General features: G+C 33.7%; 14 protein-coding genes. 10 read left to right on the forward strand and 4 right to left on the reverse strand.

Annotated features, from left to right (window positions below; genetic code table 11):
- The first annotated feature begins 356 nt into the window (after nucleotides 1–356).
- Nucleotides 357–998, forward strand: coding sequence for a DUF421 domain-containing protein (locus J3U63_RS04525; protein ID WP_267344323.1), 642 nt, complete (start codon nucleotides 357–359; stop codon nucleotides 996–998).
- A 62-nt stretch (nucleotides 999–1,060) separates the two neighbouring features.
- Here the strand turns inward: J3U63_RS04525 and J3U63_RS04530 are convergent, their stop codons facing one another.
- The gene (locus tag J3U63_RS04530; RefSeq protein WP_267344322.1) at nucleotides 1,061–1,333 is read right to left on the reverse strand and encodes a DksA/TraR family C4-type zinc finger protein; all 273 of its coding nucleotides are present in this window, start codon (nucleotides 1,331–1,333) and stop codon (nucleotides 1,061–1,063) included.
- 149 nt (nucleotides 1,334–1,482) lie between these two features.
- Between J3U63_RS04530 and msrA the strand changes: the two genes are divergently transcribed.
- Genes msrA through msrB form a run of 3 tightly spaced genes read left to right on the forward strand, consistent with a single transcriptional unit; the run spans nucleotide 1,483 to nucleotide 3,044 of the window.
- Nucleotides 1,483–2,034, forward strand: a complete 552-nt coding sequence (msrA, locus tag J3U63_RS04535; protein ID WP_267344321.1) for a peptide-methionine (S)-S-oxide reductase MsrA — start codon at nucleotides 1,483–1,485, stop codon at nucleotides 2,032–2,034.
- A complete protein-coding gene (locus J3U63_RS04540) occupies nucleotides 2,034–2,552 on the forward strand; it encodes a cytochrome b (protein ID WP_267370644.1) in 519 nt (172 codons plus the stop codon). The genes msrA and J3U63_RS04540 overlap by 1 nt, the downstream gene beginning before the upstream one ends.
- 54 nt (nucleotides 2,553–2,606) lie before the next feature.
- Entirely contained in the window at nucleotides 2,607–3,044 is a 438-nt protein-coding gene (msrB, locus tag J3U63_RS04545) for a peptide-methionine (R)-S-oxide reductase MsrB (protein ID WP_323849479.1), read from the forward strand.
- A 722-nt stretch (nucleotides 3,045–3,766) separates the two neighbouring features.
- Here msrB and lptG read toward each other — a convergent pair.
- A complete protein-coding gene (lptG, locus tag J3U63_RS04550) occupies nucleotides 3,767–4,831 on the reverse strand; it encodes an LPS export ABC transporter permease LptG (protein ID WP_267370646.1) in 1,065 nt (354 codons plus the stop codon).
- A 12-nt stretch (nucleotides 4,832–4,843) separates the two neighbouring features.
- A complete protein-coding gene (lptF, locus tag J3U63_RS04555; RefSeq protein ID WP_267370648.1) occupies nucleotides 4,844–5,944 on the reverse strand; it encodes an LPS export ABC transporter permease LptF in 1,101 nt (366 codons plus the stop codon).
- A 138-nt stretch (nucleotides 5,945–6,082) separates the two neighbouring features.
- Between lptF and J3U63_RS04560 the strand changes: the two genes are divergently transcribed.
- Nucleotides 6,083–7,564 carry a leucyl aminopeptidase gene (locus J3U63_RS04560; RefSeq protein ID WP_267366961.1) on the forward strand — a complete coding sequence of 494 codons (1,482 nt, stop codon included), beginning with the start codon at nucleotides 6,083–6,085 and terminating at the stop codon, nucleotides 7,562–7,564.
- A gap of 12 nt (nucleotides 7,565–7,576) precedes the next feature.
- On the forward strand, nucleotides 7,577–8,032 hold the full coding sequence (locus J3U63_RS04565; RefSeq protein ID WP_065799149.1) for a DNA polymerase III subunit chi: 456 nt from the start codon (nucleotides 7,577–7,579) through the stop codon (nucleotides 8,030–8,032).
- Between the two features lie 351 nt (nucleotides 8,033–8,383).
- Here the strand turns inward: J3U63_RS04565 and J3U63_RS04570 are convergent, their stop codons facing one another.
- Nucleotides 8,384–8,536, reverse strand: coding sequence for a hypothetical protein (locus J3U63_RS04570; RefSeq protein WP_267370650.1), 153 nt, complete (start codon nucleotides 8,534–8,536; stop codon nucleotides 8,384–8,386).
- 13 nt (nucleotides 8,537–8,549) lie between these two features.
- Here J3U63_RS04570 and J3U63_RS04575 point away from each other — a divergent pair, with 13 nt between their 5' ends.
- The 4 genes from J3U63_RS04575 to panC all read left to right on the forward strand — a co-directional run bounded on the left by J3U63_RS04575 (nucleotide 8,550) and on the right by panC (nucleotide 12,751).
- Complete coding sequence (locus J3U63_RS04575; RefSeq protein ID WP_267370653.1) at nucleotides 8,550–9,911, forward strand: hypothetical protein; 1,362 nt, start codon at nucleotides 8,550–8,552, stop codon at nucleotides 9,909–9,911.
- A gap of 294 nt (nucleotides 9,912–10,205) precedes the next feature.
- The gene (locus tag J3U63_RS04580; RefSeq protein WP_267332611.1) at nucleotides 10,206–11,048 is read left to right on the forward strand and encodes a Rossmann-like and DUF2520 domain-containing protein; all 843 of its coding nucleotides are present in this window, start codon (nucleotides 10,206–10,208) and stop codon (nucleotides 11,046–11,048) included.
- Nucleotides 11,045–11,887, forward strand: coding sequence for a 3-methyl-2-oxobutanoate hydroxymethyltransferase (gene panB, locus J3U63_RS04585; protein WP_267332612.1), 843 nt, complete (start codon nucleotides 11,045–11,047; stop codon nucleotides 11,885–11,887). Before J3U63_RS04580 ends, panB begins: the two co-directional genes overlap by 4 nt.
- Nucleotides 11,888–11,905: 18 nt before the next feature.
- Nucleotides 11,906–12,751 (forward strand): pantoate--beta-alanine ligase, encoded by an 846-nt coding sequence (panC, locus tag J3U63_RS04590; RefSeq protein ID WP_267344314.1) that lies wholly within the window; start codon nucleotides 11,906–11,908, stop codon nucleotides 12,749–12,751.
- Nucleotides 12,752–12,838 lie beyond the last annotated feature (87 nt).

Consider the following 12,838-nt stretch of genomic DNA (forward strand, 5'->3'; position numbering starts at 1 on the left):
GTGACAAGCCTGATATATACTCGGATTAATCGAAGAAATATTATCAGGTATTAAAAATGAAAAACGAAGAGTTGAACATTGATAGAAGCATTTTAATAACAGCTAATGTTGCTATTTTTTTTATTTATTAGTAGCATGACTGGGCTCGCTTAGTCAAAATATTTAAGCGTGAAACTATGTTTCTCAATCATGCAAATAGTAAAAGATGACTAGTGATGTTATTCGTTAAATCAGTCATTTTATTTTCAAATTAATTAGCAAGTTATACCTATCAAGTAAATCGATTTTAACCCATTAAAGATTAAGTAACTTCTATTTTTTTACATAATATTACAAAGTGTGTCTGGAGGTTAGGTATGTATTTATTAGAGATGGCCCCCAAGTTTTTGTTGGCCTTAGTCATTTTACTTATTTATGTCAAATTGTCTGGTAAAAGTCAAATTGCCCCTATGTCTCAGTTAGATCAGGTTGGGAGTATGGTCATTGGTGCGCTTGTTGGTGGTGCTTTACTTAGTCCAACTGTCTCTGCTTTACAAGCTTCTGGACTTGTCGCCATTTGGGCTGGGTTATTAGTTTTAATTCGATTTATTAAATCAAAAAATTCACATTTAAGAGATGCGATTGATGGTACGCCTATTCGGTTAGTTAAAAATGGGAAGTTATTAACCGATAATTTTATCAAAGCCAATTTACCCGTTAGAGATTTTGAAACCTTAATCAATATACAGGGAATTTGTACTTTTACTGAATTAAAACATGTCTGGTACGAATTGAATGGATCATTAACTATTATCAAAAAAGGTGAAAAAGATATCGCCGTACTTGTGATTGAGGAAGGAAAAATAAGCCAAGAAAACTTGAAAGAATTAAATAAAAACGAAGATTGGGTTAAAGAGGAAATTAAGAAACAGGGTTATGAAAAATCAGAAGACATTTTCTGTGCTGAATGGTTTAATAATAAATTAATTATTTATCCTTACGATAAAGTAAATAAATAAGCATAATTTATTGATTTTATTTTATAAATAGGTGGATAAATAACTATCCACCTTAATAAATTCTAACGTAATTGGCTATCTTTACTACCACGTCGATTATATAAATTTGCCGTCTTAGCTAAAGTTTTATCTATATTTTGCTGGCAAACTAAGCAATATTGAACCCCCAGTAAAGCTAATTGCCGTGCTTCGGGTATAGGATCGCCACATTCAATACAAAAATGAGCACTTTCTAAACCTTGATTTAATTGACGCCTTGCGTTTTCTATTGCATCTGCAATAGTACCTTCAATTTGTTGATTAACTGCATCATCCGATGCCCAGCCACTTGCCATGATGGAATTCCCCCCTTACAACTCAATATGGTGATAATTTAATCATTTTCAAGTAAAAAAAAGTGATTAATAATAGAGATGTTTGTAGTAATGGTGGTATTATGTAACTGGCAACGCTTTTAATTAATATCGTTTAATTGGAGGTTTATATGCAACAATATGAACAAGCAACTTTTGCAGGTGGTTGTTTTTGGTGTATGGTAAAACCTTTTGATAAATATGAAGGTGTAATTGATGTGGTGTCAGGATACACGGGGGGGCATGTAGCTAATCCTACTTATCAACAAGTTTGTCAAGGTGATACAGGTCATACCGAAGCGGTTTTAATCACTTTTGATCCGAAAAAAATTAGCTATAAAACGTTGTTGAATATTTTTTGGCAACAAATTGATCCAACTGATGCAGGCGGTCAATTTGCTGACAGAGGCGATTCTTATCGTCCCGTTATTTTTTATCATAATGAATTTCAGCATAAACTCGCGCTAGAATCTAAACAGGCATTGGAAGAAAGTCACCGATTTTCTAGTCCTATTCAAGTGAAGATAGAACCTGCTGTCGTATTTTATCCAGCAGAAGAGTATCATCAAAACTACTATAAAAAACAATCACAACATTATGACCGTTATTATCAACTCTCTGGACGTTCTCACTTTATATCCAAACATTGGTTAGATAAAAACAGTCCAAAGGTGAATAAATAATGCAAAATTATCCTCAATATAGTGCTTGTCAAAAATGGAACCATTGGCTATCTGCGATATTGGTTTGTATGGTGGTATCACTGTTACTATTTAAAATCACTTTGTCGCAATTTTTAGGCGGAATGTTTTCTATTTATTTACTGCATAAATCTTTTGGCTTAGTGGTATTTTTATTGACGATTTGGCGCATTTATATCAACATCAAACAGGGCGTACCTAATGTTTTGCCCTATGATAAAAAATTACAACGAATTTTGTCAAAATCAATACAAGGATTTATCTATATTTTATTGCTTTTAATTCCATTGTCGGGGTATTTGATGAGTAGTCATGATCTTAATGTTTTTGGGGTCATCTCAATTCCTGCTATCGATATGCCAAACGCGGGGTATATGTTTTTTCATCGTGCTCATCTGTTAGGTTGCTATTTGTTAGCAATATTTTTGGTTTTACATATTGCAGGAGCCTTGTATCATTATTTCGGGATGAGAGATAAAGTATTACAATCGATGCTGTAAAGCCAATTTTTACCATTAATTGATGTTTAACTCTTTAAAATAGTTAGGTGCATTATGAATAAGTTAATGAAAGAAAAAGCAGTGTCAGCATTGAGTCCGATGCAATATTATGTTACTCAACAAAATGGTACTGAGCCGCCTTTTGAAAATGAATTCAATGCAAATCACCAAGATGGTTTATATGTCGATATAGTCTCGGGAGAGCCATTATTTACCTCCTTAGATAAATTTGATTCTGGTTGTGGTTGGCCAAGTTTTAGTAAACCGATTGATAACAAAAGCATTATTGAAAAACTAGATCAAAGTCATGGCATGCATCGTACTGAAGTGCGTTCACTAAAAGCCGATTCCCATCTTGGTCATGTTTTTGAGGATGGTCCTAAAGCATTAGGAGGATTACGCTATTGTATCAATTCTGCCGCTTTACGCTTTATACCGAAAGAACAACTTCAAGCAGCAGGTTATGGTCAATACTTACCGCTTTTTGAGTAATTTGAATAATTTTAATCCTATCATCGTATCGACGATTGGTAGGATTTTCAGCTTTTTTGTAATCAATTTTATTAGGTAGGTTTGTCAATACATTCGCTATCGAAAACCATTAAAGCAATTTAGATTATCAGTTAAATGCTTTTTTTTAAAATAACATCTCAAATACTAACAATGAAGATCAACATGATGGGTGTCTTAATAAAGATAAATTAGCATAAAAGTGATTATTACGATATCTCGTTGTCTATTTAACTTTACTAGCATCATTCTATTTTGATGACTAGATTTTAAATCTCACTAAATTTTCGGTTAATACTCATGTTTAATCCATAGCGAAAGCATTTCTGTTGCAATTGTTCTGTTTTTTAAACGTGCTCACTGGTTTCGACTATACTTTAATGACATATGTGAATAGGAAAGCTTAATTCTGAAATAGAATTATCCTGTTAACTTTTGGATTAAATATTGACTGATATCAAGATAAATATTTTTAGCGCAATGCTGATGAGTTTTTGGCTTAATAATTTTTTGTTTTTAGTAATTAGGTAGAAGCAAAGTTATGATATTTAATCTTTCTTTATGACAAACTACATTGAGATGATTAAAATAGAGATAAAAAGCTTAATTATTTTGCCTACGTGTTTACTGAATGATGCGCAAAAATAATTTTTAAAATACTTGTTATCTCTATCATTAAGGATGAACAATATAAAAATTGCTAGCTAATTCTTACGTTTAAATAAAACATAGCTGATAATTAAAAAAACTAAACTGGTTAACATTGATCCTATCACAGGATAGATACCCATAACGATACTTGCTTGTGCAAAAAGATTATCGGCAATATAGAAGATAAATCCAAAACTTATCCCAATGATGACACGTACTCCCATCGATACGCTACGTAAAGGCCCAAAAATAAACGAAAGTGCTAATAACATCATTACTGCAACAGAAATCGGTTTAATAAGTTTTTTCCAGAAAAGTAGATCATAATATTTTGTGTCTTGACCTGAACTTTTTAAATATTGGGCGTATTGGTAAAGTCCAGAAGCAGATAGTGAATCAGGATCGAAAGCGACAATATTAAGTTTGTCTGGAGTGATGTTTGTTTTCCATGGCATCGATACCATATCATTATCGATTATTTTGTTTGGTTGGGTTAGATCATTTCTTTCAATTTGTAATAAAGTCCATTTGTTATCTTTAAATACAGCACTTTCGGCATGAGTAATTGATAATAACTTATTATTATCTACTGAATAAATATCAATATTAGCAATAGAGTTATCATTATTAACGTGGCCGATAAATACATAATCGTTGCCATCTTTTGCCCATAAACCACCTTGTTGCGCCATTAATGAATTTCCATATAATTTTTCAGATCGCATATTCCGAGCAGTTTGTTCACTCACGGGAGCAACCCATTCACCAATCGCCATTGTTAAAATGACTAATGGTAATGCTGTTTTCATCACGGCTAATGCTATTTTAAAACGACTAAATCCAGACGTTTCCATGACAATTAGCTCACTACGAGACGCTAATATACCTAAACCTATTAATGCACCTAGTAATGCAGCCATAGGGAAAAAAATCTCTAAATCTTTTGGTACCATCAATAAAGAATAGATACCCACAGCAAAAGCATCATAGTCAACTTTTATTTTTCTTAATTGGTCGATAAAACGAATAATGCCCGATAAGCTAATTAATAAAAATAGGCAAATACCAATTGTGCTTAAAATAGTTTTACCAATATAGCGATCTAAAATCGAAAACATCCTTTTTCTCCTTTATGATGCAATATATTTTAAACGAAGTTTACGCATAAATAAGTTATCCCAACAGTTTAAAAACAAAGCTATTATAAAATAAATTAAATTAATGATATAAAACCATAAGGCGGGATCTAATCGACCTTTACCGGCATTTGCTTTAATAGAGCTTGCTAATAGAAAATAAATCAAATACAGCAATAGGGCGGGTAAAATTTGTGCCAAGCGACCTTGCCTAGGGTTAGAAACACTTAGCGGTATAACTAAAAATGCCATAAGTGGGACAGAAATAATAAGTGTTAGTCGCCAATAAAATTCAGCTTCTGCTTTCAGCGTTTTAGTTTGGATTAAATTTGTTAAACTCAATTGTTGGACATCGGTTTTTTCATCATCAATAGAATCCAGCTCTTTGGGCTTTATAATGCCTAAATAATTATGAAAATTTGATATCCGAAAATCTTTTAACTGCGCCGTACCTTCATAACGATTGGCATCTTCTAATGTAATAATTTGGTTACCCTCATCATCATGACCGGTTTTACCTTTATTAGCAATAATAATTGAAGGTCGTTGGTTGTTCTTAGGATTGATTTGTGCAATAAATACTTTATCTAAGGCATTATTATTGACGCTGTTGATATAAATGACTGAATTACCATCTGGTGTTTGTTGGAATTGACCCGCTAAAAGCCCCGCTAAACTAGGATTAATTTTAGCATTTTCAATTAATTGATCTTGTTTAAGACTCGACCAAGGCCCAAACCAAAGGCAGTTTATTGAGGTTAATGCACAAGTCAATATACATAGAAAAAATACAACTTGATAGGTTAAATTCTTTTTTACACCACAAGCTTGCATAGCAACCATTTCACTATCAGAATACAACCGGCCAAAGGTCACTAAAATGCCAAGAAAAAGACTCAAAGGTAAAATTAAATCGGCCATATTAGAAATACCTAAAACAAGTAAAGGCATAATCAAATCACGTGGAATATTGCCTTCAATAGCACTGGATAATATTCTAATTAATTTTTGTGAAAAGAAAATTAATAACAAAATAAACAGTATTGCCCCTTGTGTTTTTAATGTTTCTTTAACTAAATATCGACGAATTATCACATTTAACCTATCTAAACGTTTCTATAAATTTGCCTATTATAATCTGATTTGTTTTGTTTAGTTATCTTTTTGTTGCTATCCCCAAATGAACCGATAAAATATTAGTAATCACAACGAATATAATAAAAGAGAATCTTTATGGAAATTTTAATTAAAAATAGCCTTACTATCACAGATCAAAAATCAGAATGTTTAGTTATTGCCGTTAACGACGACAAAACTAAGTCTGCAATATTGAAAGAAGTTGATGATGCTACTAATGGTTTTATTCAGCAATTAATTAAATCAGAAGATATTAGTGGTGAACTGGGTAAAACGGCATTTTTATATTCTGGTTCAAATAATTTAAAACAAAAATTATTATTTGTTGGGTGTGGTAAATTAAAAGAGTTCGATTTAGCCCGAGCTAAAACTACAATTAAAGCCGTTATTACAACATTAATTGAAAAGAAAGTTAAAAATATTAGTTGGGACTTATTAACGATTTGCTCAACCATTAATCACGATATCGTTAAGCAATTACCCCAAATTATTAACGATATAACTTATAATTTTGATCAATTCAAATCAAAAAAATCCCCATTACCAAGTTTAAATAAAATAACATTAGTATCCAGTGATAAAAAACAGCTTAAATCTATTACAAATTATTTAGTGCAAGGTCAAATTATTGCAGAAGCGGTTAATGCAACTAAAACGATTGCCAATATGCCATCTAATGTATGCAATGCCCAATATTTAGCTGAACAAGGTAAAAAATTGGGTAAAAAGCACACATCTTTAAACGTGTCGTGCCTAGGCGAAAAAGAGTTAGCTAAATTAAATATGAATGCTTATTTAGCGGTAGGTCGCGGTTCAGAGAACGAATCAATTATGACCGTTATTGAATACAACGGTGCCAAAGACAAAAATGCTCAACCTTATGTTTTAGTTGGTAAAGGATTAACATTTGATTCAGGTGGCATTTCAATTAAACCCGCTGCCGGTATGGACGAAATGAAGTACGACATGTGTGGTGCAGCAACTGTTTATGGGGTGATGCAAGCCGTAGCTGAGCTAGCACTACCTATTAATGTAGTTGGTGTCATGGCGGGTTGTGAAAATATGCCAGATGGTAATGCTTACCGCCCTGGGGACATTTTAACCACTATGTCAGGTATCACGGTTGAAGTGATTAATACCGATGCAGAAGGTCGTTTGGTGTTATGTGATGTACTAACCTATGTTGAAAAATATCAACCTAAAGCTGTTATCGATATTGCAACATTAACTGGGGCTTGTATTATTGCTTTAGGCCATCATTATACTGGTGTGATGGGTAATAATGAACAATTAGTTGCTCAATTAGTTACTGCATCAAATAACGTTGATGATAAAGCTTGGGCGTTGCCAATTGATAATAATTTCCAAGATCAAATTAAATCAACGTGTGCTGATATTGTGAATGCTGCTGGTCGCGATGGTGGGACGATTACTGCTGCATGTTTTTTGTCTCGATTCACTGAAAAATATCAATGGGCGCATTTAGATATAGCAGGAACCGCTTGGAAATCTGGCGCGAGTAAAGGTGCGACTGGTCGACCGGTGGCGATGTTAGTTGAATATTTAATGGCTCAGTAAATTCATTTTATTATGAAAAAAGTCATTTTCTATCTTTTACAAAACCAGACACAAGCAGATCAATCAGGTATTTTATATCATGAAAAACTTGCTTGTGAAAAAATTGTTGAAGCATATCAAAACAATCAACGTATACTTGTAACTTGTCATGATCAGATGCAAGCAGAGAGAATTGATGAGTATCTTTGGCAATTAGATACAGATAATTTTGTACCTCATAATTTAGCAGGTGAAGGCATGAAAGGCGGATCACCTGTTGAAATTTGTTGGCCGCAAAAGCGCAGTAATGGTAATCGACAAATCTTAATTAACTTGCAAGAGCAATTTCCTGATTTTTCTGCTGTTTACCATAATATTATAGATTTTGTTCCGGTTGATGAGCGATTAAAATCGCTCGCCCGAGAAAGATACAAATCTTATAAAGATGCGGGGTTTAATTTGAAAACTATCCCTGTGTTATGTGAATAAAAAATACTGAGTTAACTCGTTAAACTATATAAAAAATTGGGTAATTAACATCACTAATTCGCGTTTTGTATTGATGAAAATTTAATACTTTTTTACTATCATCTATTTGTTATTCTGTCATTTTATATAAGAAAATGACAGATGTTTATTATCTTTTTATTTTGTTTACTCTCCGTTATTTTGGTGAAGATTGATAATGATTGAAGTTAACAAATCTTAACAAATATCTCAGATTTCTTGTTGCTCAGCCATCTGCAGTTATTTATACTTTAGCAGATTATTAATCTTAATTAAAAATTAATAAAAAAAAAGTAAATAAAATAGAAAAGGATATGCTAATATGTTAAAATATTAGGGATTAGAAGCCAGCCAGCCAGCCAGCCAGCCAGCCAGCCAGCCAGCCAGCCAGCCAGCCAGCCAGCCAGCCAATAATTCATCAATACTTGGCAACTTTTTAAAAAATAAAAATCTATTATTATTTTTAAGTCTATTTACTTTTATCAATCACACTTCGGCTTTGTCAGCACAATCGGTTAATGCAATTAAAGGTAATGCGCCTTACATATCATTCAACGGCTTAACCAAAGATACTCATATTACCCCTCTTTTAAGAATAATATTGCCCGATGGCACAAAAGTCGCGCCTGATAATGATGTTTCAACCTCATCAAATCCTATTCAGCTTGTTACAGGTAAAGCAAAGTTTTCTGATATTAAAACGTTTGTTTCACCTCCTAATGAAAACTCAAGTTATCCACAACAGTCATTAACACAGATTATTACTGCATCGAATTACTGGGGGGACAGAGATGGTGATGGTCAACCAGCGGTTACTGGGAATATAGCGTTAAATTGGTATGATTATGAGGGAAATAACATAACTGATTTTGTAAAAAGTAATTTCAATAGTGAATTAGAAGGCTGTAATGCACCTTACCAATTGACGCTATCTACACCCGTAGTTGGGTTTATATCAACACAATATGGCATACCAAATACTAGTATGTTTCAAGGTGGAAGTAAAAGTTATTATCTTTATCCGAACGTTGATTCACTTGCAAAATTTTGCTATGCAAAACCCAATTTAGCGAGCGAAGAAGATGTTGGAGATAATTGGAAGTATGGAAAAGGATTTTATTCTTATGATCCTAACAATCCACAAAATAACTTTCCAACAACGGGATCAAATAATTTATTTTTTGATTTGAAAGTTGCTGGATTATCTGCTGATGAACTAATAAATATCAATGGGAGTAGCGTTGGACAAGTGTCTGGTAGTGGTGTGAGTTTAAGTTTGAGTAATTATGGCGGTTTATTGCGTGTAACCCTAAAAGGTCCATCTTTATCGAGTAATGGTGGCGTATTTACACCTTCCACATTTAGATTATATGCGAATAGAGATAAATCTATCGTTTTTTATACCTTTACGATATCGCGCTGGTATATTGGTATTCCTGGTGCCTCAGGGGGTTATTTGAATTCAGAAAATAGATGTAACTCATTAAATGGAGGTTACCGATTACCAGGGGTTTTGGATTTGACCAATTCGAATCGAGTAACCGATGGAAGTGGTAATAATATTAATTGGAATAATGGCGTACCGGGTGTGAAAGAAGTAGATCGACGATTAATTAGTTACCGAAATAGTAGTGGACAGTGGATGGGTGGATTATTTTCTGAATGGGGAAGTGTAACGAATGATTATTATGTTGGTAGTGATTGGGATAATTATCATGATCCCTATTTTGGAGGTGCTTATTATTGGACATCGGATTTAAGAAGTGATCAAAATCATTATGTTGTGGATGCAAGAAATGGCGTTATAGGTAATCGAGGTGATGAAGAGCCTAATTATTTAACAGGATGCGTCACGCCGTAATTATTTTTTATTTAAATTGTATAATTAGCTTAAAATAAATGCTCTATTTATAAAGTTATAATGGCAAACCTAATATCGTTTTACGATATTAGGTTTGCCAATTTTTTTTAGCTTAAAAAATAACCTAAATTAGTGGTTTTATTTGACAAAATATCAAAGAATAACTAGCAACTCAATGCCATATCATTCAATTAGATAGTGATTGAAATTTTATTAGAGTCGATTATATCAATCGCATTGAATATTAAGGCGATTCAGTTATAATGCAGATCATTTTAAAATTGATGTATTTATATGATTATTGGTTTTATTGGAGCAGGTAAAGTTGGGTGCACACTAGCGAAATATTTTAGTTTATCTGGTTTGCAAGTTGCAGGCTTTTATAGCCGAACTTATGAACATGCCAAACAAGCAAGTGATTTTACTCAATCTTATGCCTATTCATCTTTAGCTGATTTAGTGAATGATTGCGATTGTTTATTGGTGACAGTAGCTGATGGTCAAATTGCTTCTGTTTGGCATGATTTATGTCAATTACCTATTACCAATAAATGGATTGGCCATTGTAGTGGCTTATTGACATCACACATATTTCAGCAAAATAAAGTTGTGCATCCATTTGCTTTTTCATTACACCCTTTATACGCTATTTATGATAAGTTCGATTGCTATAATGCTATGTCGGACGTCTCTTTTACACTCGAAGCAAATAAAGCTATTATCGACCAATTACAACGTTTTTTAGCGCTATTACCTAATCGCTTGGCAATTCTTTCAGCAAATAAAAAGCCACTATATCATGCTGCTTGTGTCATGCTAAGTAATCAAGTGCTAGCTCTGGTACAAATAGGTGTAGATTTACTTAATCAATGTGGATTAGATAAAGAGTTTAGTGAACAAGCTTGGCATCCTCTATTTCTTGGTAATGCTAACAACATTTGTAAAGCGGGTGTCATTGATGCATTAACTGGACCTGTAGAGCGTAACGATATTGAAACCATTAAGCAACATATGATGGCAATGCCAAATGAGCTCAAACCAATTTATCAACAATTATCGACTATTTTGCTTAATATTAGTCGACAAAAACATCCCAATAAGGACTATCGACAATTAGAATTGGAGTTGTTACCTTGAAAAATACTATCCTTACTTTACAAAAATATAAACAAAATAAACAAAAAATTACGATGTTGACAGCTTATGACTATACTACCGCAAAACTAATGGATGAAAGTGGTGTTGATTGTCTGTTAGTTGGAGACTCCTTAGGCATGGTTATGCTTGGATATGATAGCACTGTATCGGTCACCATGGAGGATATGATTCATCATTCAAAAGCTGTTGCTAGAGCGGCTAAAACGGCTTTAGTTGTAACCGATTTACCGTTTATGTCTTACCATGCTTCTGTTTATGATGCAGTGTATAATGCTGGTCGATTGATTCAAGAAGGCAATGCTCAAGCCGTTAAACTTGAAGGTGGGCAGGCTTTTTGCGAACATATCAAAATGATAGCGCAAGCTTCTATACCGGTTATTGCTCATATTGGCTTAATGCCACAATCAGTATTAGCATTGGGTGGTTACAAAGTACAAGGTAAAAATTACCAAGCAGCGAAAGCGATTATTTTAGATGCTTTAGCTGTTGAACAGGCAGGTGCTGCGGCAATTTTACTCGAATGTGTACCTGCCGATTTAGCTAAATTCATAACTGAACTTGTTAGCGTTCCTACTATTGGGATTGGTGCAGGTCATGGTTGTGATGGGCAAGTTTTAGTCTATCAAGATATGTTATCTATGTATGATGGTGTATCGTCCAAATTTGTTAAATCTTTTGCCCCAATGGGGGACCAAATGAAACAGGCATTTGCGGATTATTGCCAAGAAGTTAAACAGCAACAATTCCCTGCACCTATTCATGAGTTTGCTATTGATGATGAGATCATGACTAAACTCAAATCTGAATTTTCAAACTAGCTTGGAAGAATAATAAACATGAAAGTTATAACCACTATCGATGAAGTCCGCGATCAGGTTAAAGCTTGGCGTAACAATGGCGAAAGTATTGGTTTAGTGCCGACCATGGGATATCTGCATGAAGGTCATCAAAGCTTAATGGCTAGCGCTAAAAAAGATAATCAAAGAGTGATTGTTACAATATTCGTTAATCCAATGCAGTTTGGTCCTAAAGAGGACCTAGCTAGCTATCCGCGTGATTTAGAAAGAGATAAAAAAGCCTGTCAGCAAATGGGCGTTGATTTGATTTTTTGTCCGTCCGCCGATGAAATGTATGACGCGAATTTCAATAGCTATGTCAATGTTAATGGTTTAACTGATGCGCTTTGTGGAAAAAAGCGACCGGGACATTTTAAAGGTGTTTGTACGGTTGTCACCAAACTATTTAATATTACTCAACCTGATCGCGCCTATTTTGGACAAAAAGATGCGCAACAATTAGCCGTCATTCAACGAATGGTTCAAGATTTCAATATTCCCATCGAAATTATTGGTTGTCCGATTGTGCGTGAAAGTGATGGATTGGCTAAGAGTTCGCGCAATAGCTATTTGTCTGATAATGAGCGCAAAGCAGCCGTTTGTCTTTATCAATCGATAGAACTTGCTAATACTATGATCGCTCAAGGGGAAAGATCAGTAGCGACCATTCTTAGCGCGATGCAATTACTTATTGAACAACAGTCACTTGCTAAAATTGATTATATTGAATTTGTCGATCTTAGTTCATTAAAACCCGTATCGCAGTTAACACAAGATACACTATGCGCTTTAGCGGTTTATATTGGTAAAACTCGATTGATCGATAATTTTATTTATCATCATTAACAATCAATTTATTAATATAAAAGATCGCTTATCGACCGGCGATCTTTTTTTTAACATATTCTACCCGTCTCGGAAAATCGATTTAAT

Source organism: Gilliamella sp. B2838 (genome assembly GCF_026536185.1).
Taxonomy (GTDB): Bacteria; Pseudomonadota; Gammaproteobacteria; order Enterobacterales; family Orbaceae; genus Gilliamella.

Bases quoted from the DNA above. Each gene is read 5' to 3' on its own strand.
- J3U63_RS04565 (WP_065799149.1), top strand. From the start codon at position 7,577: ATGAAAAAAGTCATTTTCTATCTTTTACAAAACCAGACACAAGCAGAT.
- J3U63_RS04540 (WP_267370644.1), top strand. From the start codon at position 2,034: ATGCAAAATTATCCTCAATATAGTGCTTGTCAAAAATGGAACCATTGG.
- msrA (WP_267344321.1), top strand. From the start codon at position 1,483: ATGCAACAATATGAACAAGCAACTTTTGCAGGTGGTTGTTTTTGGTGT.
- J3U63_RS04525 (WP_267344323.1), top strand. From the start codon at position 357: ATGTATTTATTAGAGATGGCCCCCAAGTTTTTGTTGGCCTTAGTCATT.
- J3U63_RS04560 (WP_267366961.1), top strand. From the start codon at position 6,083: ATGGAAATTTTAATTAAAAATAGCCTTACTATCACAGATCAAAAATCA.
- panC (WP_267344314.1), top strand. From the start codon at position 11,906: ATGAAAGTTATAACCACTATCGATGAAGTCCGCGATCAGGTTAAAGCT.
- J3U63_RS04580 (WP_267332611.1), top strand. From the start codon at position 10,206: ATGATTATTGGTTTTATTGGAGCAGGTAAAGTTGGGTGCACACTAGCG.
- J3U63_RS04530 (WP_267344322.1), bottom strand. From the start codon at position 1,333: ATGGCAAGTGGCTGGGCATCGGATGATGCAGTTAATCAACAAATTGAA.
- msrB (WP_323849479.1), top strand. From the start codon at position 2,607: ATGAATAAGTTAATGAAAGAAAAAGCAGTGTCAGCATTGAGTCCGATG.
- lptG (WP_267370646.1), bottom strand. From the start codon at position 4,831: ATGTTTTCGATTTTAGATCGCTATATTGGTAAAACTATTTTAAGCACA.